Consider the following 20,762-nt stretch of genomic DNA (forward strand, 5'->3'; position numbering starts at 1 on the left):
TAGTGGTTTTTAAATAAGTCCATTAAACTCTTAATGCCATGCTTGGAGAATTAAATCAGACCCAAATAGATTATGTACTGCGCAGCCAGGCAGTAGGCCGGTTGGGTTGCTGCGCTGGTGGCCAGGTGTATATTGTACCCATAACCTATGTGTACGAAGACCCCTATATTTACGGCCACACCAAAGAGGGCCTGAAAGTAAATATGATGCGGAAAAATCCGCACGTTTGCTTCGAGGTGGATATAATCCAGAATTTGGCTAATTGGCAAAGCGTGATTTTGCAGGGCGAGTACGAAGAACTAAGTGGCCAGGAAAATCAGCAAGCCCTGGAAATAATAAAAAGCCGCATTACGCCGCTACTATCAAGTGAATTCATACTTCCGGCTGCCAGCCCCGACATTCATCATTCCATTACCGCTTCCCGTCTAGTTAGGGTTTCTTACCGCATCCTGATAAACCACAAAACCGGTCGTTACGAAAAAAGATAGTATTTAGGGCCAGGAGAAGCTGGTAATATTTTGGCTTGGTTCAAACCGGGAGATAGTTTCCCGGCGGACATAAAGCCAATCCGCCATAATTTGTTTGGGAATAAAACCCTTTCAGGGTGATTTTCTCCCGATTTCAACGGTTTAAAAACCGGTTTACTGAAAACACCAAGTTTAAATGAGAGCCATCCAACAGCACCTGCCCAACCCGAGTCATACCGAAGTGCACCGGATTTTTGTGAAAGCTACACCCGAAGTGGCCTAGGAAACCGTCCGCCACTTCGATATGGCCTCTATTCCCTGGGTGCGCTTATTATTTAATATTAGAACCTTGCCCAACCAGTTGTGGGAGCAGCCACCTGAGAAAGACCGCAGATTGGGCGTAGACCAGATAGCTGACAGCGGTAAAGGGTTTATGCTGGTGCACGAAACGCCGGGCTGGGAGGTGGTAGTGGCATCGGTTGGCCAGTTCTTGCATTTAAATATTCCTTTTGCCCATATCAATCCCGCCGATTTCAAAACCTTCAGCACACCGGGTTATGGCAAATTGGCCTGGGCCCTTTCGGTAGAACCTTATTTAGAAGGTAGTACGATTTGCCTGGAACTCCGCACCACCGCTACCGATGAAGATAGCTGGCATAAACTAAATAATTATTACCTAATCATTGGCATTGGCTCACGCCTGATCCGTGAATCAAGTATGCATCATTTGGTAGCCACCCTTGGTAAGCTCCTGCTGCCCGATGATGATGAAAGAATATTGCCGGGTGATGAACTACTGCCTCACGCCCACTATGGCCTTACCCACCACCTTAATGTAGAAGCTCCCCCGAGCTGGTCTGGGCTTACCTCATGCAAATGGGCTGCGACCGGGCCGGTTGGTATAGCATCGACTGGCTCGACAACAATGGCGTGCCCAGCATTGACCACCTGGTGCCTGGCTGGGAAAAAAGGAACCTAGGCGAAAAAATTTCGGCCACTCCAGCCCATAATAACTTTTTTGAGGTACTGGCGCTGGTAGAGAAAAATTTATTCGTGATAGGCGGTGAAACCCAACGGATGGGCGGACCTTTTAAAATGACCTGGGCTTTTGTGCTGGAGCCTATTGGCACCGATGCTACCCACCTCATTACCAGGACCCGGGCGGAGGCTTCACCTAAATGGGCCGAATGGCTGATGGGTAATGTAATTTATCCGCCAATCCACGGAATAATGTCGGGTGCCCAGCTAAAACACATTCGGCAACTGGCCGAGCGGGATGCCCGCATGCGCTGACCGGTGAGATGGTTTGAAAGCAAGTTCAGAAATCTCTCAACATTTAAATCAGGAATACTCCAGCGGCTATTTCTTTACATAAATGTAATAATAGAGGTAGCCTATCCCATAAACTAGTAAGAATAAGGCAATTACTATACTTTCCATACGATTTTAACCTTTATTAAAACTATAAATTTTATTTTATTGTAAACCATGAACTAGAAACCCCCTTTGAAGAATCATCTTCCTATTGGCTGCATTAATTACCATAATGCACGTTTCTATTACCTGTTAAAAGAGCCCCAGATTTAAATTGAATAGCATTAATTGTTAGGGAAAATCTACTAACAATACAGCCGCGCCATTTACCTTACCTTGGCGTAATGCCTCTAAAGCTTCGTTAGCTTTTGCCAAGGGAAAAAGCTGTGTTTCTGTTTTTATGGGAACTTGGGGAGCTAATTCCAGAAACTCCAAACCATCCTGGCGCGTCAGGTTGGCAACGGAACGTAAAATTCTTTCTTCCCATAGCAGGTGATAAGGAAAAGTAGGAATATCGCTCATGTGAATACCTCCGCAAACCACTTTACCGCCTTTGTCTAATGCCTTTAGGGCTAAAGGTACCAATGGGCCTGCCGGGGCAAATAAGATAGCTGCATCCAGCTTCTCCGGCGGCAGTTCCATTGAGTCCCCCGCCCAAGTCGCTCCTAGTTTTAAAGCAAATTGTTGCGACGCTTTATCGCCTGGCCTCGTAAAAGCAAAAACTTTTATGTTTTGGGAAATAGCTAATTGAATCAGAATATGCGCAGCAGCGCCAAAACCATAAATTCCTAAAGTAGCCAGATGTGGTCCTGCCATTTTATAGGAACGATAACCTATTAAGCCAGCGCATAAGAGAGGGGCGGCGGCAGGACCGGTTGCCGCCGCCAACGGAAAACAATACCGCTCGTTGGCAACGGTGTATTCCGCATAGCCCCCATCCAGCGTATAACCCGTAAAACCAGCAAACTCACAAAGATTTTCCTGATTATGCAGGCAATACTTGCATTGCCCACAGGTGTAACCTAACCACGGAACACCTACCGTTTCGCCTTCCTTAATTTCCTTTACTTCAGTTCCTCGCGCTACTACCGTTCCTATAATTTCGTGCCCAAGTATAAGCGGTAACTTAGGCGGCGTAAGCTCTCCATCCAATATGTGCAGATCAGTTCGGCAAACCCCGCAGGCTGTAATTTTTATTAAAACCTGGCAAGAGTTCGGAACCGGCATGGGAATTACTTTTTCAACCAGCGACTGCCCCAGCTTTTCCAAAACCATGGCCCGCATTTGGGTTGGGAGTTTCATGGGTGTAAACTTTTAAAAGCCCACCCTTATAGTAAATAAGGAGGCATAACACACTACCTTTTTAATGTATTACCGGGTGGTGCTTTTGGTTTAGAATTCTATAATTCGGGTGCTTATACGGTATGTTTCGGAGCCATAAATAATCGGGATTGCCTCTTGATAAAACCACCATGGCCAAGGCCATAATTAAAGTAGCCGGAAAAGCTGACCCTACGCCAAAAGGAATAATGGCGTACAAAAAAATTATTCCCCCAATTAACCCAATGGTATACACTTTGCCGCGCAGCAGCATCGAAACCGCAATTAACCCTTGGCAGGTGGCAATAAACCCGACAACCAGTTGTATATGTTCGCTAAACCAGCCGGTAATAAATTTCTTATAAAGGTCACTTAGGGTTAAATCGGCATAATCCAGATACACCTCGGGCGCTGACAGTACCGTTTTCCAGTTTATCCAGCAAGCCCAGGCAAATAACATCAGAAACATTAAACGGCCAACCCGAGGCCACCTCCAGGCCGAAATGAGCATCAAAATGGCTACCGCATTCGAAATGAGGTAAGCTATGAGGTAAGTTTGGTTTTCTAACCCTTTCATAACATGAGAAAATTTTAGGTTAATCTAATTTTCAGGCAATAATTACTCCGGCAGAAATCTACTTTTATCTTCGGTGAGGGTTATTGCTGCTCATTCAGCAGCTTTTTCTCAACTCTTAGGCGGTTAGATTTTGTCGGACCAGGTAGGGTAAGAAAGGGTAAAAAAGGATTAGCGGTTATTTTGCCGGTGACGGTTTTTTGTAATAGTTTTTCTAAAAATGTATGCTGGTTAGGAGCTAGCACGAGTAAATCATTTGGATGAGACTCGGTAAAAGCCTGAATTCCTTCCGCAATGTCTGGTTGCTGCTGGAAATAAACTTTATAATTAAGGTCAAAAAACGCTTTATCCAGAATGGCCAAGGCCGTTAAGGTTTTCTCTTCTTCTTTTTTCCGTTCAGGTTCTTGGTATATATGCAATATTGTCAAATTAGCCTCAAAACTTTTCACCCATCCCCGGAGCGTGTTTAAATTAGTTATATCAGGAATTTTAGATAAGTCGCAGGCAAAAACAATGGATTTGATTTCTTTAAAGATAGTATTTTGTGGCAAAGCCAACACGGGTACTTTTCCGGATTGAATAACGGCACCAACGGTGCTGCCTAAAAACGCCTGCCTTATTGCCCCTGCTCCGCGGGTGCCCATTACCACCAAATCGGCTTTATGATTTTTGGCAGCCGTAATTATTTCATCGGCCGCCCAACCTAATTTAGAAATACAATTAATTTTAATAACTGCTATTTCCGCCACTCTTTTGTCTTCCTGGACGGTATGAAACTGGGTTCCCGAAGCGGTAAATTGGCCAGTTTCTTGGCTTACTCCGGGAGGTTGGGAATTTGCTGGGTCGTTATTGGCTTTACAGTTAAACTGTAGGCTAAAATTTTTACAAACTTCGGTTTTTACTTCGGTGGCATACTCCCGGAGAATGGTATTTTCCTCTTTTTCCAGCTCCTTTACCGCATCTTCAAACCGAACAGCATCGTTTAACTTAAGGGGCTTATGAAAGGCGTGCAGCAATAAAATATTAGCCTTTGTTAAGCTGGCCATTTCCAAAGCATACACAAAGGCCTTTCTGGCTTCTTTCGAATAATCGGTGGCAACTAGTATAGTTTTCATGACAGATGGCTTAACTCATTAAAAAGAAAATCACCTCTTGGCTTTCTTCAATTAAATTTAACATTGTTTTGCTTTGAAGACGATGATTATGATTAGCTACCCGGATGATTTTGCTCAATAAAAGCAGTTATAATTACCTTTATTTTTTTCTAAATGATTTTATTAATTCAGTACTGTTAATCAATACCACCTAGTCCATTCATAGCACTCTCCAGGTTCCTCCTCGGGAATCACTTGCAGAATAGTGAGGCAGTAAATTCAGGAGGAACTTTTTGCCAGTGTTTTTACCTGGCACCAAGTAGTTGACCCCAATCATCTAATATGCTGATAATTATCCTGTTATTCGGGCAAGGGAAGTAGTAGCTTTAACATAATAACAACAATTATTAACCTTATAAAGCAACAAAAAAATGACACGGCCAGCAGAACTTTACATTCTTTACTTTCTCCTCCTGATGCTGAGTTTAAATGCTTTGGTTGGCGGAGGTGCCTTAATCCTAGATCCCCAAGGTTCATTAATGGACCTTAATCCGGATTGGCTCCAGAACACGCCTTTTAACAGTTACTTGGTACCGGGCCTGCTGCTGTTCACCTTCATCGGCTTACTGCCTCTTTTTGCCCTTATAAGTTTATTGTTTCGGCCCAATTGGCACTGGGCCAATGTATTAAATATTTTTGCAGATAAATACTGGGGCTGGACTTATTCCCTCTTTACCGGCATTATCCTGATTACCTGGATAATTGTGCAGGAAATGCTCACCCATTATTTCTTGTTACACACCGTGTTTATCATAATGGGAATCCTGATAATCCTACTCACACTCCTGCCCCGGGTGCAAAAGTATTATTCCCAGCATCATTAAATCCGTTATGCACGCGCTCCATATAAGCCGTCAACTCACTCTTATCAGCACGGGACTGGCCGGTCTGGCCGCTGCCGGTGGCCTGGGATGGCCCAGCTTGTACCTGGATAAGGCTCTGTTTAAATTGGCCTGGCTCGGCAACGATATTGTGACTTTAGCAGTGGTTGTTCCGCTTTTGCTGTTAGCTTTATTCTTTTCCCACAAGGGTTCCCAACGGGCTTACCTAATATGGATGGGGTTGCTGTGCTACCTGTTTTATAACTATGCCTTTTACCTTTTTGGTGCCGCCTTTAATGTTTTCTTCCTGCTGTATGTAGCAATATTTACTTTGTCAGGATATGCCTTAATATTGGGGCTGGTAGCCTTAGATGTACGTGGTCTGAGTAAACAGTTCAAGCCCGAAACACCCCGGAAATGGTTGAGCATGTACTTGTTTTTCATTTCGCTGCCCTTGGGTATTTTTGAAATTACACAATGCCTGGGTTTTGTTTTTACCGGAAATCTACCGCAGCCACCCAGCTTAATTTTTGCCCTCGATTTAGCCATTGTGGTCCCGAATACAGCCTTAGCAGCTATTCTGCTTTGGAAACAACACCCCTGGGGCTACGTGCTAAGCATTATTATGTTGGTTAAAGCTTTTACCTACGGGTTAGTTTTAACTGTATCCACCACCTTAATTTCCTTATCAGACCTGCATGTTGGTTGGGATCCGCTAATGTCATTTTATGTGTTTGTAATGGTGGGCGGTTTTATCGGGAGCCTGATACTGCTTAATAATTTAAAACCCCGCTTTCAGCAATCCTCCATCTACTCACAAACACGAATAGCTAGCTTACATCAACCTTAATTATTTGGGAATCATGATACCTTTCCGCTACTTTCTACTTTGGCTCTTTCTGCCTCTTTTAGGGGTTCTGAATGGAACCTTCAGGATAATTTATCTTACCAGATATTTGCCTGATTTGGCAACTCACCAGGTTTCTACCCTAACCGGCATTATATTATTTGGTGGCTATATCTGGTACGTAAACCAGCGTTGGCCATTTGATTCAGGCAAGCAGGCAATTTTGGTTGGTTGCACCTGGCTTGTACTTACCATATTGTTTGAATTTGGTTTTGGGCATTATATTTTTGGTCAGCCCTGGCCGGCTCTCCTGCACGACTACCATATTTTAGCGGGTCGGGTTTGGCTTTTAGTTCTATTTTGGATAACCATTTCACCCTTGATTTTTTATAAAATAAAGGAAAAGAACCCTCCCAGCCGCCAACCTTTCTTAAAGTAAGATTTAGTTATTCCAATGAAGTAAATGGTATTTAATATAAGGTTTATAAATACCTCTAAACTCTCTTTCAAAACTGACATTCATCCTACTCCGAGCCAAAATCATGTTAAGATTCACCTTTTTTTTTATAACGTTTTTGCACGCGCTAATCCACCTGCTGGGTTTTGTAAGTGCCTTTCGGTTGGCTTCTGTGCCGCAGCTTACGGGTAAAACTATATTTACGCTACCTACCGAGGCCTTCCTGCCTTTAGGTTTATTGTGGCTGGTAGCAGGTAGCTTGTTTTTTGCCTCCGCCCTCTTGTTCTTGCTTAAAAAGGAGTGGTGGTGGATGATTGGAGCAACTGGACTGGTAGTATCCCAAGCCTTAATAATCCTGTACTGGCCGGAGGCAAAATTTGGTACTGTGGCTAATCTAATTATGCTGACAGGCATTGTACTGGCGTATGGCTCCTGGAATTTTAAAGCAATGGTAACCCGGGAACTCGCCAGATTTAATGCGCCATTAATTACCGAAAGAGAAATAATTACGCCAAAGAGGCTATCGGATTTGCCACCGGTGGTGCAACAGTGGTTGCATCACGCCCAGGTTATAGGTAAGGAAAATATTCAAACGGTGCACCTGCAACAGAGCGGCGAAATGCGGATTAGCCCCGAAGGCAAATGGATGCCCGTAATCGCCAACGAATATTTTACCGTGGCGAAGCCCGGTTTTATCTGGGTAGCCGATGTAAAGGCCGCCCCCTTCCTGCACCTGGCCGGGAGAGATAAATACGAGAATGGCCGCGGGCATATGCTCATTAAGCTACTTTCGGTATACCCGGTAGCTGATGCCAAAGGAAAAGAAACCGACCAGGGCACGCTGCTGCGTTACTTGGGTGAGATGGTTTGGTTTCCGACGGCAGCCCTCAGTAACTACATTCGCTGGGAACAATTAAGCGAAAACGCCGCCAGAGCTACCATGAGCTATGGTGGCGTTACAGCGGCAGGTATATTTAGATTTAACAAAGCCGGAGATGTTATTAGTTTTGAAGCCAAACGTTATTACGACCGGAAAGAAGGTCCTACCTTAGAGAACTGGCTGGTAACTGTTGACCCGCACAGCTGCCGGGAATTTAATGGCATCCGGGTTCCAACCAAATCAGACGTAACCTGGAAACTAAAAACTGGTGATTTTACCTGGTTTAAACTAGAAGTAACCGATGTAGTTTTTAATAAGGCAATAAACCCATCCGGAACGTTACAGCCCACCATAGCCGAAACTAATTCTTATGAAATGGCCCGGTAAATACACCCGCAAATGGATGATGCACTGTACTTTGGGCGCATTGCTGGGCATTGGTGCTGCTGGCGTTATTGCTTTCGCGGTAAATCATACGCTGGGCGAACCTGTTACGCTGCCGCAAAAGCTAACTGTTTTAAGTAGCATGCTGGCTGCTGGAGCCATAGAAGGAAGTTTACTGGGTTATATGCAATGGCGGGTTCTGCAAGAGCGCAATCCCCAACTACCTGCGTTGGAGTGGATGGGTTGGACAGTAGCAGTGGCGGTACTGGGCTGGTTCTTAGGTATGTTACCTTTCCTTTTCTTCCTGGTTGGTACTGCTGATAATTCTTCCCAAGCTCCTGCTGCGGCTCTGGATAATTTTTTCGTCTTATCTTCCTTTGCGGTAGCGGTGGGCTTGTTGGTAGGCGCTTTGTTTGGGTTGTTCCAATTGTTTTCTTTAAGAAAATATGTACCGGCGGCGGGTAAATGGATTCTGGCTAATGCTTTGGGCTGGGGTTTGGGACTTGGCTGGATTTACCTGGCCGCCTCGTGGCCTGACGAAAACACCTCGCTACCGTTAATTATTATTTCAGGTGTTTTGGGCGGAATAATGGCAGGCCTTTCGGTAGGCTTTATTACATGCATTTACCTGCAGAAACTAACCCATCCTAAGAGCCAGATAGTTTATTTTTTAAAGGCAACCTGATTTTGTTCTTACTAATGTGCACCCATAATGAATACTCCAAAACCGTCTTCTCCTTTTGCCGGGAATTTAATTCGTAATAAAAAGGCGAAACCGAATAAAGTAAGTAAGCCCCTGGATAGCCGGAATAAAAATAATTACCTGAAAGATTTTGTGTATGGGGCGGTAGACGGAGCAGTTACAACTTTTGCGGTGGTGTCGGGAGTAGCCGGTGCCAATTTGTCGCCCAGGATTGTAATTATACTAGGCATGGCCAATTTGCTGGCCGACGGGTTTAGCATGGCCGTAAGCAATTACTTAGGCGTTAAAACCCAGAATCAATTACTCCAGAAAACCCGGAACGAAGAAATAAACCATATTCAGCAAAACCCAGAAGCGGAAAGAGCAGAAATCAGGCAAATATATGCGCAAAAGGGGTTCGCCGGGGAAAATCTGAACCAGGCCGTTGCCATTATTACAGCTGATAAAACCCAATGGACCAACACCATGCTGCAGGAAGAATTTGGGCTAGTGCCCACCGAAACTACTGCCTGGAAAGCCGCCCTGGCTACTTTTATCGCCTTTCTGGTTGTTGGTTTTATTCCGGTATTCCCGTTTTTGTGGAATTACCTTTCTCAGTACCGGTTTGCCAACCCCTTCTTCTGGAGCAGCATCAGTACCGGTTTGGCGTTCCTAGCCGTGGGAGCCATAAAAAGCAAGTTTGTGAATAAGCCCTGGTATAATTCGGGCCTGGAAACACTTTTACTCGGAGGAGCTGCCGCTACCCTGGCTTACCTGGTGGGAGATTTATTAAAGGGTCTCGAATGATGGCAATATTTTAATATTGATTATAATTTGAATCAAATAATCAACTACAGTAAAAATTTTACAATATACTGATTTATAACATCCTACACGCGCTTACCTGATATTGTATATCTAAACCATAAACCTAAATAAAATCATGAAAAAAGCTATACATTACTTTGTCTGCTTTATACTACTTTATTTAATTGCAAATGCCACATTCGCGCAAGGCTTCTGTAACCAAATTGCGAAAGACGACATAGTAGGACCAATTCCTTGGAATTCAGGATTAAGTTTTTCATTGGCTAAGTTGCAGGCCAACGATACTGAAAAGTTAGAACTGGCAGACTTTCCCAGTAGATTCCTGTATTATGGCGACTACCGGATTGGGATAGTTGGTTATTCTGAGACAACTAAAATGTTCAGTATAAGCCTCCTCATTCAAGGATACATAGGGCCAGTTTCTTTTACTTACACTTTAAAAAAAGAACCGGAGACCCGTTTGGGGGCTCCCTTCATCATTAACGGAGAGGAGCACTACTACGAAGTTATTCAGCTAAATGCTCAACTTTCCTGGCAGGATGCCATGGCGCAGGTGGGAGCCCGTTCCTATAATGGTCAGAAAGGTTATCTGGCAACCGTTACCTCCGCCGAAGAAAACCAATTTATCCGCCAGAAATTAGAAAAGTCTGCATTAGGTTCAAGCGCCTGGTTAGGGGCGAGTGATGCGGCGGAAGAAGGAACCTGGCGCTGGATAACCGGACCGGAGGCAGGTACGCCTTTAAATTACAGTTATTGGGCACCCAGCGCACCAAATAATGCCGGCGAGGAAGATTATTTAACCATGAATCTGGCCGGTCAGTGGCAGGATGTAAATAAAGAGGAAAACGCGGCGGCTGGTAACCCGGTTAATCTTTATGTAGTAGAATACGGCAGTTCGGAAAATTGTTCTAATTATTTAACTGCCACTGTCAACTCTTATGCAGCAAAGCCAGATTATTCTCCTCCTTGTTCTTTAGCATTAACCACTAAGGTTACCCAGGCCGAGCCTTGGTACGGCATGTGGGGACCTGTAAACGGGGCCGGAGCCATTGATTTAACTGTAACGGGCGGCAACGGTTCTTATACCTACCAATGGAATAATGGCGCTACTACCCAGGATTTAGGCTTGGTTTCTCCGGGATATTACACAGTTACGGTAACAGATGGCGGCAGTGGCTGCAAGGCCAGCACCACTGTTTACGTTGGCATGAAGAACGATTTCCTGCGCGTGCTTTCCTCCCATATTGATGTTACCCGTCGCGGGGCTCAGGGTGGCAGCAACGGATCCATTGACGTGACGGTGGTGGGTGGCGTTCCGCCTTATACCTATGCGTGGGTAAGGGGACAAACTACCGAAGACTTGGCTGGATTGAACCCTGGGGTACAAACTGTTACGGTTAGGGATGCTATCGGCCAGCAAGCAACTACTTCTGTGTATGTTTCAGAGCTTAATTATCCGCTCCTTTTGCATATTGACCATCAGAATGTTTCGGCGGCCGGTAAAAAGGATGGGGCTCTTGATTTAACCGTGAGTGGCGGAGTAGGTCCCTATACCTACCGCTGGAATACTGGGGCTACCACCGAGGATTTAAATTATGCTATCCCGGGTTGGTATGAGGTAACGGTAACCGATGCTAATTTTACCACCACTACGGCTAGCGTCCAGGTAGAAGTAGGCCGCAGCCCGGTTATCATGCTTATGCCCCGGAATGTATCGGTAGCCGGGCAAGAGGATGGTTCGGTAGCAATTTCCGTATACGGCGGGGTACGGCCATTCACCTACCGCTGGAATACCGGAGCTACCACCGAGGGCTTACATAATGTTGGTGCGGGTTGGTACGAGGTAAGGGTAACCGATGCCAATGGCGTTATGTCCGCAGCTATGGTACTGATAGGAGTAGGCCGCTACCCAACTACAATGGCCCGCCAACCCAATGCTACGGATATACTCACCCCACCAGCCGGCTTTATGGTTTATCCCAATCCAGCCGCTGACCGGGCAATCGTAAACTTTAGTTTGGCAGCGGCTACCAAGTACACTTTAGAGATGTACGACATCCGGGGGGCTAAAGTAAAAACCCTGGCTACCGGGCAAGCCCAAGCCAACAAAGCTTTAACTGTAAAAGTGAACCTAGCAGATTACGGTAAAGGCGTTTACCTGCTTAAACTCCAAACCGACCACGAAGTTAGCTCCCGGCGATTGCTAATTGGACGTTAAACGCTTATGGCAGTCTTGTTTTTTACAGGTAAGGCTGCCTATTTTTCTTGTCACTTCTTTACTCTACCTCATCCGGCAGAGGGCTTACCTGCTTTTCAGTATGGTTTAAATCGCCAAAAAAATAGTTATGAAAACAGCAACTTTATCCCAAGTCAACCTTTTTCTAAAAGAGATATCCAATAGTTTTAAATTCCACCTTCTAATTTGGGGTATAGGCTACCTTTCTCTTTGCCTTACTTCTATCTCACCTTTATTAGCCCAATCCTTAGGAGTAGGCGGCGGTTCAGACAGCTTTCATTCCTTGGCGGTTACGGCAAATGGCAAAGTCTATGCCTGGGGAGGCAACTGGACCGGACAATTAGGGAATGGAATGGATATTAACAGAGCCATTCCACTTGATATTTCCGGTTATGGCGCTTTGCCCGGTAAAACCATTGTACAGGTTGCTAATTCCTTTGCTCATTCCTTAGCCTTGGCGTCTGATGGAACGGTTTATGCCTGGGGCGGAGGTTGGTTGGGTCAGTTAGGAGATGGCATTATTTATACGGATGATAATCGGGGTAGCTTTGTACCGAAACAGGTACCTAATTTAACAAATATTAGAGAAATTGTCACCGGAAGAAACTTCTCTTTGGCTATAAAAGCCGACAGCACTGTTTGGGCCTGGGGTGAAGGATATGGCCCATTACCACTTAAAGTGAACGGCCTATCCGGTATTATAGGTATTGCCGGAGGAGCCGGGCATTCCTTGGCTCTTAAAGCGAACGGTAAAGTTTATGCCTGGGGAAATAATAATTTTGGCCAGTTAGGTAATGGCACAAAAAACGCTAGTTCAGTACCGGTAGAGGTACTTAACCTTTTTGGTGTGGCAGCAATTGCAGCCGGAGCAACGCATTCCGCAGCATTAAAAAGCGATGGAACCGTGTACGCTTGGGGAAGTGGTGAATATTTTGGGCCGCCTGCTTCTTTTGGCAGCACCATACCGGTAAAAATTCCCAACCTCTCTAATATTAAAGCAGTTGCCACCGGAGCAATATTCTCGCTGGCATTAAAAAACGATGGTACGGTTTACGCCTGGGGCGGTGGCGGCCAAGGTCAGTTAGGAACTGGGATTATTTACAATGAGTATGTAACCGTACCGGTGCAGGTAACTGGTCTTACAGGCATAACGGCTATTGTGGGTGGTTCCGAACACGCCCTAGCCCTAAAAAAAGATGGCAGCATTTATGCCTGGGGAAGCGGCTTCTTCGGCCAGTTAGGGAACGGTGATTTTAATAGCAGTTACATGCCGGTAAAAGTAAAAGGCTTAAACTTAATTCAGCCTCCGCTCCCACCTAATACATCCATTATTAAATGGGATAAAACCTTAGGTGGGGATTTTAATGAACAATTGAATACGTTACTCCAAACAACCGATGGTGGCTATATTTTGGGTGGTTGGTCCGACTCCAATTCAAGTGGAGACAAAAGCGAGAATAATAAAGGTAGCGAAGATTATTGGGTTATTAAGGTTAATGCATATGGCAATAAAGAATGGGATAAAACCATCGGGGGAAGTTATGGGGATGTTTTAAATGCTATCCAGCAAACCGCCGATGGTGGCTACATTTTAGGCGGCACCTCATCTTCTAATGCAGATGAGGACAAAAGCGAAAATAATAGAGGTATAACAGATTATTGGGTGGTAAAACTGAATGCAGCAGGAAGTAAAGAGTGGGACAGAACTTTTGGTGGAAGTAAAGAAGATAATTTATTTTCCATACAACAAACCACTGATGGCGGCTATATCTTGGGTGGCTCCTCTAATTCTAATGCCGGTGGCGATAAGAGCGAGAACAGTAAAGGGGTAACAGATTATTGGGTGGTGAAGGTGAATGCTAGTGGCAACAAAGAGTGGGATAAGTCCATTGGAGGGGAATTGGAGGATTATTTTCGTTCCATCCAGCAGATTAACGACGGCGGCTATATTCTGGGGGGAACCTCTAACTCAAGTACCAGTGGTGACAAGAGCGGGAACTCTAAAGGATTCCAAGATTATTGGGTAGTGAGGCTCGATGCCTCCGGAAATAAACTATGGGATAAAACCATTGGGGGGATTGGTGATGATTATTTATCGTCTTTACAACAAACCAGTGATGGTGGCTATATTCTAGCGGGAAATTCTAATTATGACGCAGGCGGTGATAAAAGCGAGAATAGTAAAGGAGGTCCTGATTACTGGGTGGTCAAGTTGAATCCGGCAGGTAACAAAGAATGGGACAAAACTTTGGGAGGAGACAGTTATGATTATGCCCCTTCTATTCAACAAACAAATGATGGCGGCTATATCCTGGGAGGTTACAGCTTTTCAGGTAGAAGTGGAGATAAAACGGAGCCTAATATAGGTGATATTGACTATTGGATTATTAAGCTCGATGGAAACGGTAACAAAGAAGGAGATAAAACCATAGGTGGAAATAAAAACGACGTTTTAACTTCTGTTTTACAAACGACGGATGGCGGCTATATTTTAGGTGGGGCATCCGGTTCTAATGCCAGCGGTAATAAAAGCGAAAACAATAAAGGTTATACCGACTTCTGGATTGTAAAGTTGGTTGGAAATATTCAATCCCCAATAATTTGTGATTTAGGCTTAACTACCAAAGTTACCCAGGCCGAACCTTGGTACGGCTTATGGGACTATAACTTTGGGGCAGGCTCCATTGATTTAAAAGTAACCGGGGGAACGGCTCCGTATACTTATCAATGGAATGCCGGGGTAAGCAGCCAGGATATAACGGTTGCCATGCCAGGTCATTATTCGGTTACCGTCACCGATGCCAACGGCTGCAAGGCTACTACGCACGTTTTTGTCGGTAAAAAAGATGATTTCTTGCGCGTACTTTCTTCCCATCAAAATGTTACGGCTCCAGGTCGTAGCGATGGCTCTATTGATTTAACCGTAGTTGGTGGTGTAGTACCGGCTACTTACCGATGGAGCAATGGGGCATGGGTTAATTTTTCTGAGGATTTAACTAATCTCTCAGTCGGCACTTATACAGTAGTAGTTACAGATGCGTTTGGTCGACAAGCTACCACTACAGTCATCATTTCCGAGCCGGGTAGCCCCCTTTCCCTGGCTATTTCGCACCAAAACGTTTCCACTACCGGTAAGCAGGATGGTGCTGTGGATTTAACAATAATAGGTGGTACCGGCCCCTATACTTACCGCTGGAACACAGGGGCGGTAACAGAAGATTTACATTATGCCACTCCGGGTTTATACACCGTAATCGTAACTGATGCCACGGGTGCCACGGCTACAGCTTCGATTCAGATAATGGTAGGGCGCTCCCCTGCCCTGCTAGCCCTAAGAAATGAGGCAGCAGTATGGTTAAAACCTGCTAATAATTTAATTGTTTACCCCAACCCAGCAAATAATAGCGCCACGGTAAACTTTAGCTTAGCTACTCCGGGTAATTACACTTTAAATATGTTCGACCTTAAGGGATCGAAAATGAAGACCTTAGCCACCGGTAAGATTGAGGCGCATAAAGTTATAGCTGTAGAAGTAGATGTGACGGCTTTTTCTAAAGGAATATATCTGCTCCAGCTCCAAACCGAGCAGGGTATTCGCTTTCAACGGTTACTAATTCAACGATAAACCCCAATTCACCGGGCCTACTAGAGCAAAAATTCTGTTAAGAAAAAGTCCTGTCGCTTGGTACAGGGCTTTTTCTTAACTGCTGTTAAAGCAACCGAAATAGCCCTTTTAATAAATGGCAAGGTATATACTTATAATTTCCCTGAATAATACTTTACCTCAGCCCTAATGAGCACGCCTGAAGTTGTAAGAATATACCTTGCCATTTATTAAACATTTCAGTTTTAAGTGTTCCCTCCTCTAAATGTCACCTATATAACAAAACCACCAGTCAGCTTATAAATAACATGATGTAAATCAGCTTATTAACTGACATCCCTCCTTTAACTTATGGTAATGGTTGATTAAGTTTGTTATCACAATGTCCTGACCGATTTGGCAATATTTGGTTAAATCTGGATTGCACTATAGAAGATTCCGAATAAAACCGGGAATTAGAAAGTACTACGCTATTACTAGAGAGAGATTAGTGGCGCTATAAGTACATGAAAAGAAGCATACGCTAACCGCTAAAAATTTAAAGTCTGACAAAAGTTTTTATCTGTATTCTCTGTTGGCAAATCAAAGCCTAGAGTAACTGTATTAAATATCTAAACAAAGAACTATTATAAAGAGGAGGTAAAAATGAGAGTGATGCTCTTAGGCTGGAATAAGTTATTTACCAACCGGGATAGTACAGCAATATCCTGTATTAATCCGGCAGAAGCTTTGGCTAAATGGGTAAATGTTTCTTTAATTCTACCGCAATCTGAATGGCGAACAACGCAAAAAAATATTCAAATAACTGGTTTAAACCATATTAGGCTACGAGCAATTTCAGCTAATAATCCCAAACCTGAAACATTCCCATTTGCTGACCAGAATATTGCCCCGGCAATGATTCCATTATATGGCACCCCAGTTTATACCGGGCAGGGAATTGACCAAATCAGGCAAAAATTTTCCGGGGAAGCGATTACAACCGGTACGTTTACGGAGGAAACCAACCTAAATAGCCCAGAACAGGGAACAAAACTAAATTTATTTAATCCTGAGCAGTTTAATCAACTAAGCCTGTCCTCCCAGATTATTCAGTATGCCCGCTATGCCAGCCATTACGCTTCCCAAAGTAGCTTTGATTTAATTTATGCCTATGATTTACCTGCTTTCCTGGCGGGCACGGAACTTAAGCTACGTACCGGCAAAAAATTAGTGGTGCAGGTTTCTGGTTTGAGTTATATGCCAGCCAGTCACAAAAACGAGGGTTGGCTCTATGAAATAGAAAAATATACGCTTGAAAAAGCAGAAGTTGTTATTTCTGAAAGTAAAATTGTTAGGGCTGCGCTGATAGAAAAATATGATTTAAACCAGAAAAAGATAATTACCCTCGAAACAAAAGTTACAAAAACGACTACAGAAAAGACTGGCAATTCGCCAGCTTCAACTCCGGGAAACAATGAAATCGAGCCTGCAACTATTTATAAACAAGATTTCTTAAACCAGGTAACGGGTGAAATTCTGGAAACATTGCTTTCTTTAAATATTACCGAACAGCCTGAGGAAGTAAAAAAAGAAAAGTCTGAATCGGAAAGTATTTTGGTTTATAACTTAGCTTAATAATTACTGTACTTGATGCAATCATTGGCATTTACCCCAAGAAAAGCGCTGCTTTCAATAATGCTAATAGGAAGATAAAAATATCAAAATATCCCCCTGCAACCATGATTCTTTTTAGTGGTTCGAAAAGCGTTTGATTAGTTTAGGGCCGCTCTGTCTTGTTGTCAGACTAATAGGTGTGGTTACTAAAATTATTACGCTTCGCTTTAATCGTTAGCACTTCATTTTGTTCTTTTCAATCAATAAATACCATGCAAAAGCGTAAAATCATCTGGGTAATGGTAGCGGCTATTCTTTGGTGCTGGGCCGCCCTGGTAGCAGGTGAAATTTTTCCCAAAGTACCACTCCTTTTTGACTCCCCAGCTGGTAATAACATGGTTGGCCTTTCTGCTCTGTTTGAGTTATTTTTACTGGGAGCACTGGCGTTATTCCTTTTAATATTTAATCCCTCCCGCAATGTATGGCTGCTGACTTTATTCGTAGGAGTACTGCTTCTCCTCAAAGGTGTTTGGCTTGCCCCTTTGCTTCTTAGTTCTTTGGAGTGGGAATATCCGCCCCTTTCTTATCTACCTGCTATTTATGCATTTACCGAACTAATTAAGTTTGTTTTATTGCTTTTAACCAGTTTCTGGATCTATACCGAAATTACCACTATCACCCGGGTAGAAGAAAGATATCAACTTTTCATTTCTACCCGCAACGCTATAAGAAACCATTTGTCTCCGGACCATAAGTTAAATGATAAGTAATCTTTGCTACTAAAACTAGTTAACTCGCCATGAAAAACTTAATTGTTTTTTATTCCTTTTCCGGTAATAACCGGTTACTGGCCCAGCACCTGCAAAAAATGCTGGATGCGGACCTGCGGGAAATTGTAGAGCCAAGCCCAAGGACCGGCTTTCGCATTTTGTTGGATGTACTTTTCAGAAGAACGCCCAAAATAATAGCTCCGGTTATAGATTGGCAGCAATACAATCATGTGTTCCTGATAGCTCCAATCTGGGCCGGCCGGATCGCCACCCCCCTTAAAGCCTTTCTCCGGCTGAGCAAGCAGCACCTGCTACATTATTCATTTATTTCTTTGTGTGGTTCTGGTCATAATAAAAAGCTCAGAAAAGAACTAACCCAATTAACTGGAATGGAACCGGAATTCATATTGGAATTATTGGTAAATGATTTACTGCCGCCGGAAAAGAAAAATAAAATAAAATATACCTCAGGATATAAAGTACAACCTACCGATTTAAAATTTTTCGACGCTGCTCTGGACAAACAACTACCTGCTTCCCGGCAGTTAATGGTGCCTAAAAGGTAATCTGCAACAAGTTCAAAAAGTTCAGCTATAAAAGTAATAACCAGGCTTATAATTTTTTTCCTATACCTCTGCTTTGTTTCACTTTTAAACCCAGGCTTAAACCATAACTGCCAGGCTGGTAGATCGGAGCCAGCAAAATTTTTTCTTTTTTGAACTGGGACAAGTTAATATTTTCGCGCAACCAGGGGTAAACCTGTATTCAGAATATAGTTGTTACCTTTTTACCTGCAAGCCATAATCTAAGCCTAACGCTTAAAATGGCGCAAAAATCAGGTAATCATATACTGCAGTATGAAAATTGGGAAATTGCTGCAAATTTCGCTGGGCATCGTAGCTGCTGTAAATACAGTTGTTCTTAATAGTGGTTAAACCATTGGTAATTTATACCGCCGGAATAATCGTAGCCCGAAATATATTGGCCCGCAAAAATGGCCTTTTAGTCGTATCTCCGGTTACGAGATTTTCATATTCTTTCTGTTGTTTTATTGTACCGGCTGGGTCTTTTGTTGGTAAACTCCTGAAATAGCTTTACACTTTAAGTATAAAGTTATGAATAATAGGAATTTAAAAGAAACTGTAAAAAGGAATTATCCGTCTGCAAAGAAAAGAAAAATTGTCGAAGAACTTCGTTCCGGCATGCTGACTATCCGGCAAAGCACCAAGCAATACCAGGTGTCGGTATCTAACTTACAAGATTGGAGCCGCTGGTACTATAAAACTAGATTGTTAAAATATTTTAGACCAAAACCATCTTTGCTTATGGAGCCCACCCTTAATCAACTAAAGCAGCAATTAGCCGCTGCCCAAGCACAATTAGCGCAGGAAAAATTAAAGACGACCGCTTTAGAAACTATGATTTCGGTGGCTGAAAAACAATTAAATATAGAAATCAGAAAAAAGTATGGTTCCAAGCAGTCCAGCAGTTAAACCTACAATTGCCCGTTAGCCGTCCCAACCAGCTATGGGTAAGCGATATTACCTATATCAGAACGGGGAATGATTTTAGCTATTTAAGTTTAATCACGGACGCTTATTCCCATAAAATTGTAGGTTGGGCGGTAAGGGAAACATTGCATACCACAGGACCTTTAACCGCCTTGCAAATGGCCGTTAAGACTTTACAAAAGGGAAAAGAAAGCCTGATTCATCATTCTGACCGCGGCTTACAGTACTGCTGTCAGGATTATATTAAGTTGCTCTCCTCCCATACTATTCAAATCAGTATGACCAATCAGGGAGACCCGGGAGAAAATTCCATTGCCGAACGCATTAACAGGACCATTAAAGAAGAATTCCATTGCCAGGCCTTTCTTACTTTTGAATAGGCCCAAGCTGCTATAGCCAAGACGATACAAGCTTACAACAATCTACGCCCCCACGCCTCCTGTGATTACCTAACTCCCAGCCAGGCACACCAGCAGGAAATTCCGCTAAAAAAGCGGTGGCGAAAATATGAAAGAAAAAACTACCAATAAGGACTAGTTAGTAGATAAATCAAATAGAACTTTAACCGTATAACCTGTAAAGTATTTTCAGGAACCTACCTACTTGCAGATTCCGGAAAAAACCTTTTCAAACTTGGAGTAGTATTTGGTAGTTTTATTTAACTGGTTCAATTTGGTTTGAGTAACAGTTGGAAAAAAGTGTCTACGATTTGGACGGGACTGAAATGGTTAAAAGAGACAAATCTCCTGCTTCATTGTTGTTGCGAATATAAGCTTGCCCGTTTTGTACATCCTGAACCAAGTCCTGGATGGTTTTGGTGGAGAATAATGCAGCCAAGCCATCGCGGTATTTCTTGAAATCGTTGTGTAACGGGCACGGATGTGAATCGGAGCATTGTTTTAAACCTAAACCACATTTTTTAAAAGCTTCTACTCCATCAATTACCCGCACAACATCCATAATAGTAATTTCACTGGCGGTACGGCTCAGGTAAAAACCGCCATTCGGGCCTTTTACCGAAGAGATAATGCTTTTGCGTACTAAATCCTGCAATATTTTGCCAATAAAATGAAGCGGTAGTTCCAGTTCTTTTGCAATTTCTTTAATGCCTATCTTTTTCCCTTCGGCAGCCTGCATAGCTACGTAAACAATGGAGCGCAAAGCATATTCTGAAGTTTTAGTTAACATATAATTTCCAAGAACGCAATTTGTGTTTTTAGTTTAAAAATACTTCGGTAGTAATAAGCAAGTGTAATCGGTTCGGATTAACCTTTTCTTTACTCCTAACCTACTGCCGGTAAAAAGTATCTTTTAAGC

21 protein-coding genes are annotated in these 20,762 nt (G+C 43.4%); 17 read left to right on the top strand and 4 right to left on the bottom strand.

Annotation, left to right across the window (positions count from 1 at the left end; all coding sequences use genetic code 11):
* The first annotated feature begins 38 nt into the window (after positions 1–38).
* From F0145_RS23465 to F0145_RS26735, 3 genes are all read left to right on the top strand, one after another.
* The gene (locus F0145_RS23465; protein WP_150092618.1) at positions 39–488 is read left to right on the top strand and encodes a pyridoxamine 5'-phosphate oxidase family protein; all 450 of its coding nucleotides are present in this window, start codon (positions 39–41) and stop codon (positions 486–488) included.
* 283 nt (positions 489–771) lie between these two features.
* Entirely contained in the window at positions 772–1,446 is a 675-nt protein-coding gene (locus F0145_RS26730; protein WP_223816218.1) for a hypothetical protein, read from the top strand.
* A complete protein-coding gene (locus tag F0145_RS26735; protein WP_223816219.1) occupies positions 1,398–1,760 on the top strand; it encodes a hypothetical protein in 363 nt (120 codons plus the stop codon). The genes F0145_RS26730 and F0145_RS26735 overlap by 49 nt, the downstream gene beginning before the upstream one ends.
* A gap of 312 nt (positions 1,761–2,072) precedes the next feature.
* Here F0145_RS26735 and F0145_RS23475 read toward each other — a convergent pair whose 3' ends face one another.
* The 3 genes from F0145_RS23475 to F0145_RS23485 all read right to left on the bottom strand — a co-directional run bounded on the left by F0145_RS23475 (position 2,073) and on the right by F0145_RS23485 (position 4,790).
* Positions 2,073–3,083 carry a zinc-dependent alcohol dehydrogenase family protein gene (locus F0145_RS23475; RefSeq protein ID WP_223816220.1) on the bottom strand — a complete coding sequence of 337 codons (1,011 nt, stop codon included), beginning with the start codon at positions 3,081–3,083 and terminating at the stop codon, positions 2,073–2,075.
* Positions 3,084–3,144: 61 nt separating this feature from the next.
* Entirely contained in the window at positions 3,145–3,678 is a 534-nt protein-coding gene (locus F0145_RS23480) for a hypothetical protein (RefSeq protein WP_150092620.1), read from the bottom strand.
* 80 nt (positions 3,679–3,758) lie between these two features.
* Complete coding sequence (locus F0145_RS23485; protein ID WP_150092623.1) at positions 3,759–4,790, bottom strand: universal stress protein; 1,032 nt, start codon at positions 4,788–4,790, stop codon at positions 3,759–3,761.
* Positions 4,791–5,200: 410 nt separating this feature from the next.
* Here F0145_RS23485 and F0145_RS23490 point away from each other — a divergent pair, with 410 nt between their 5' ends.
* From F0145_RS23490 to F0145_RS27070, 14 genes are all read left to right on the top strand, one after another.
* Positions 5,201–5,653: a hypothetical protein gene (locus tag F0145_RS23490; protein WP_150092625.1), complete on the top strand. Its 453-nt coding sequence runs from the start codon at positions 5,201–5,203 to the stop codon at positions 5,651–5,653.
* Between the two features lie 7 nt (positions 5,654–5,660).
* On the top strand, positions 5,661–6,500 hold the full coding sequence (locus tag F0145_RS23495) for a hypothetical protein (protein ID WP_150092627.1): 840 nt from the start codon (positions 5,661–5,663) through the stop codon (positions 6,498–6,500).
* Between the two features lie 572 nt (positions 6,501–7,072).
* Entirely contained in the window at positions 7,073–8,221 is a 1,149-nt protein-coding gene (locus tag F0145_RS23505) for a DUF6544 family protein (RefSeq protein WP_150092631.1), read from the top strand.
* Positions 8,205–8,903: a hypothetical protein gene (locus tag F0145_RS23510; protein WP_150092633.1), complete on the top strand. Its 699-nt coding sequence runs from the start codon at positions 8,205–8,207 to the stop codon at positions 8,901–8,903. The genes F0145_RS23505 and F0145_RS23510 overlap by 17 nt, the downstream gene beginning before the upstream one ends.
* Positions 8,904–8,930: 27 nt before the next feature.
* Positions 8,931–9,707, top strand: a complete 777-nt coding sequence (locus F0145_RS23515; protein ID WP_150092635.1) for a VIT1/CCC1 transporter family protein — start codon at positions 8,931–8,933, stop codon at positions 9,705–9,707.
* Positions 9,708–9,843: 136 nt separating this feature from the next.
* Complete coding sequence (locus tag F0145_RS23520) at positions 9,844–11,946, top strand: T9SS type A sorting domain-containing protein (RefSeq protein WP_150092637.1); 2,103 nt, start codon at positions 9,844–9,846, stop codon at positions 11,944–11,946.
* A gap of 6 nt (positions 11,947–11,952) precedes the next feature.
* On the top strand, positions 11,953–12,129 hold the full coding sequence (locus F0145_RS26345) for a hypothetical protein (protein ID WP_190277620.1): 177 nt from the start codon (positions 11,953–11,955) through the stop codon (positions 12,127–12,129).
* On the top strand, positions 12,074–15,589 hold the full coding sequence (locus tag F0145_RS23525) for an RCC1 domain-containing protein (protein WP_150092640.1): 3,516 nt from the start codon (positions 12,074–12,076) through the stop codon (positions 15,587–15,589). The genes F0145_RS26345 and F0145_RS23525 overlap by 56 nt, the downstream gene beginning before the upstream one ends.
* Positions 15,590–16,213: 624 nt before the next feature.
* On the top strand, positions 16,214–17,185 hold the full coding sequence (locus tag F0145_RS23530) for a glycosyltransferase family 4 protein (protein ID WP_150092642.1): 972 nt from the start codon (positions 16,214–16,216) through the stop codon (positions 17,183–17,185).
* 251 nt (positions 17,186–17,436) lie between these two features.
* Positions 17,437–17,934, top strand: coding sequence for a hypothetical protein (locus tag F0145_RS23535; protein ID WP_150092644.1), 498 nt, complete (start codon positions 17,437–17,439; stop codon positions 17,932–17,934).
* 29 nt (positions 17,935–17,963) lie between these two features.
* Positions 17,964–18,500 carry a flavodoxin family protein gene (locus F0145_RS23540; protein WP_150092646.1) on the top strand — a complete coding sequence of 179 codons (537 nt, stop codon included), beginning with the start codon at positions 17,964–17,966 and terminating at the stop codon, positions 18,498–18,500.
* 549 nt (positions 18,501–19,049) lie between these two features.
* Positions 19,050–19,427, top strand: a complete 378-nt coding sequence (locus F0145_RS23545) for a hypothetical protein (RefSeq protein ID WP_150092648.1) — start codon at positions 19,050–19,052, stop codon at positions 19,425–19,427.
* Positions 19,428–19,435: 8 nt separating this feature from the next.
* Positions 19,436–19,825 (top strand): DDE-type integrase/transposase/recombinase, encoded by a 390-nt coding sequence (locus F0145_RS23550; RefSeq protein ID WP_190277622.1) that lies wholly within the window; start codon positions 19,436–19,438, stop codon positions 19,823–19,825.
* Positions 19,826–19,837: 12 nt separating this feature from the next.
* On the top strand, positions 19,838–19,975 hold the full coding sequence (locus F0145_RS27070) for a hypothetical protein (protein WP_394349607.1): 138 nt from the start codon (positions 19,838–19,840) through the stop codon (positions 19,973–19,975).
* A 172-nt stretch (positions 19,976–20,147) separates the two neighbouring features.
* On the opposite strand, the gene F0145_RS23555 is transcribed toward F0145_RS27070, so the two are convergent.
* Positions 20,148–20,633, bottom strand: a complete 486-nt coding sequence (locus tag F0145_RS23555) for an RrF2 family transcriptional regulator (RefSeq protein ID WP_150092652.1) — start codon at positions 20,631–20,633, stop codon at positions 20,148–20,150.
* Positions 20,634–20,762 lie beyond the last annotated feature (129 nt).

The sequence above is a fragment of the Adhaeribacter rhizoryzae genome, assembly GCF_008629685.1.
GTDB lineage: Bacteria > Bacteroidota > Bacteroidia > Cytophagales > Hymenobacteraceae > Adhaeribacter > Adhaeribacter rhizoryzae.

Excerpts from the sequence above, each read along its gene's own strand:
- F0145_RS23465 (WP_150092618.1), top strand. The coding sequence starts at position 39 with ATGCTTGGAGAATTAAATCAGACCCAAATAGATTATGTACTGCGCAGC.
- F0145_RS26730 (WP_223816218.1), top strand. The coding sequence starts at position 772 with ATGGCCTCTATTCCCTGGGTGCGCTTATTATTTAATATTAGAACCTTG.
- F0145_RS23475 (WP_223816220.1), bottom strand. The coding sequence starts at position 3,083 with ATGAAACTCCCAACCCAAATGCGGGCCATGGTTTTGGAAAAGCTGGGG.
- F0145_RS23480 (WP_150092620.1), bottom strand. The coding sequence starts at position 3,678 with ATGAAAGGGTTAGAAAACCAAACTTACCTCATAGCTTACCTCATTTCG.
- F0145_RS23485 (WP_150092623.1), bottom strand. The coding sequence starts at position 4,790 with ATGAAAACTATACTAGTTGCCACCGATTATTCGAAAGAAGCCAGAAAG.
- F0145_RS23490 (WP_150092625.1), top strand. The coding sequence starts at position 5,201 with ATGACACGGCCAGCAGAACTTTACATTCTTTACTTTCTCCTCCTGATG.
- F0145_RS23495 (WP_150092627.1), top strand. The coding sequence starts at position 5,661 with ATGCACGCGCTCCATATAAGCCGTCAACTCACTCTTATCAGCACGGGA.
- F0145_RS23510 (WP_150092633.1), top strand. The coding sequence starts at position 8,205 with ATGAAATGGCCCGGTAAATACACCCGCAAATGGATGATGCACTGTACT.
- F0145_RS23515 (WP_150092635.1), top strand. The coding sequence starts at position 8,931 with ATGAATACTCCAAAACCGTCTTCTCCTTTTGCCGGGAATTTAATTCGT.
- F0145_RS23520 (WP_150092637.1), top strand. The coding sequence starts at position 9,844 with ATGAAAAAAGCTATACATTACTTTGTCTGCTTTATACTACTTTATTTA.
- F0145_RS26345 (WP_190277620.1), top strand. The coding sequence starts at position 11,953 with ATGGCAGTCTTGTTTTTTACAGGTAAGGCTGCCTATTTTTCTTGTCAC.
- F0145_RS23525 (WP_150092640.1), top strand. The coding sequence starts at position 12,074 with ATGAAAACAGCAACTTTATCCCAAGTCAACCTTTTTCTAAAAGAGATA.
- F0145_RS23530 (WP_150092642.1), top strand. The coding sequence starts at position 16,214 with ATGAGAGTGATGCTCTTAGGCTGGAATAAGTTATTTACCAACCGGGAT.
- F0145_RS23535 (WP_150092644.1), top strand. The coding sequence starts at position 17,437 with ATGCAAAAGCGTAAAATCATCTGGGTAATGGTAGCGGCTATTCTTTGG.
- F0145_RS23540 (WP_150092646.1), top strand. The coding sequence starts at position 17,964 with ATGAAAAACTTAATTGTTTTTTATTCCTTTTCCGGTAATAACCGGTTA.
- F0145_RS23545 (WP_150092648.1), top strand. The coding sequence starts at position 19,050 with ATGAATAATAGGAATTTAAAAGAAACTGTAAAAAGGAATTATCCGTCT.
- F0145_RS23555 (WP_150092652.1), bottom strand. The coding sequence starts at position 20,633 with ATGTTAACTAAAACTTCAGAATATGCTTTGCGCTCCATTGTTTACGTA.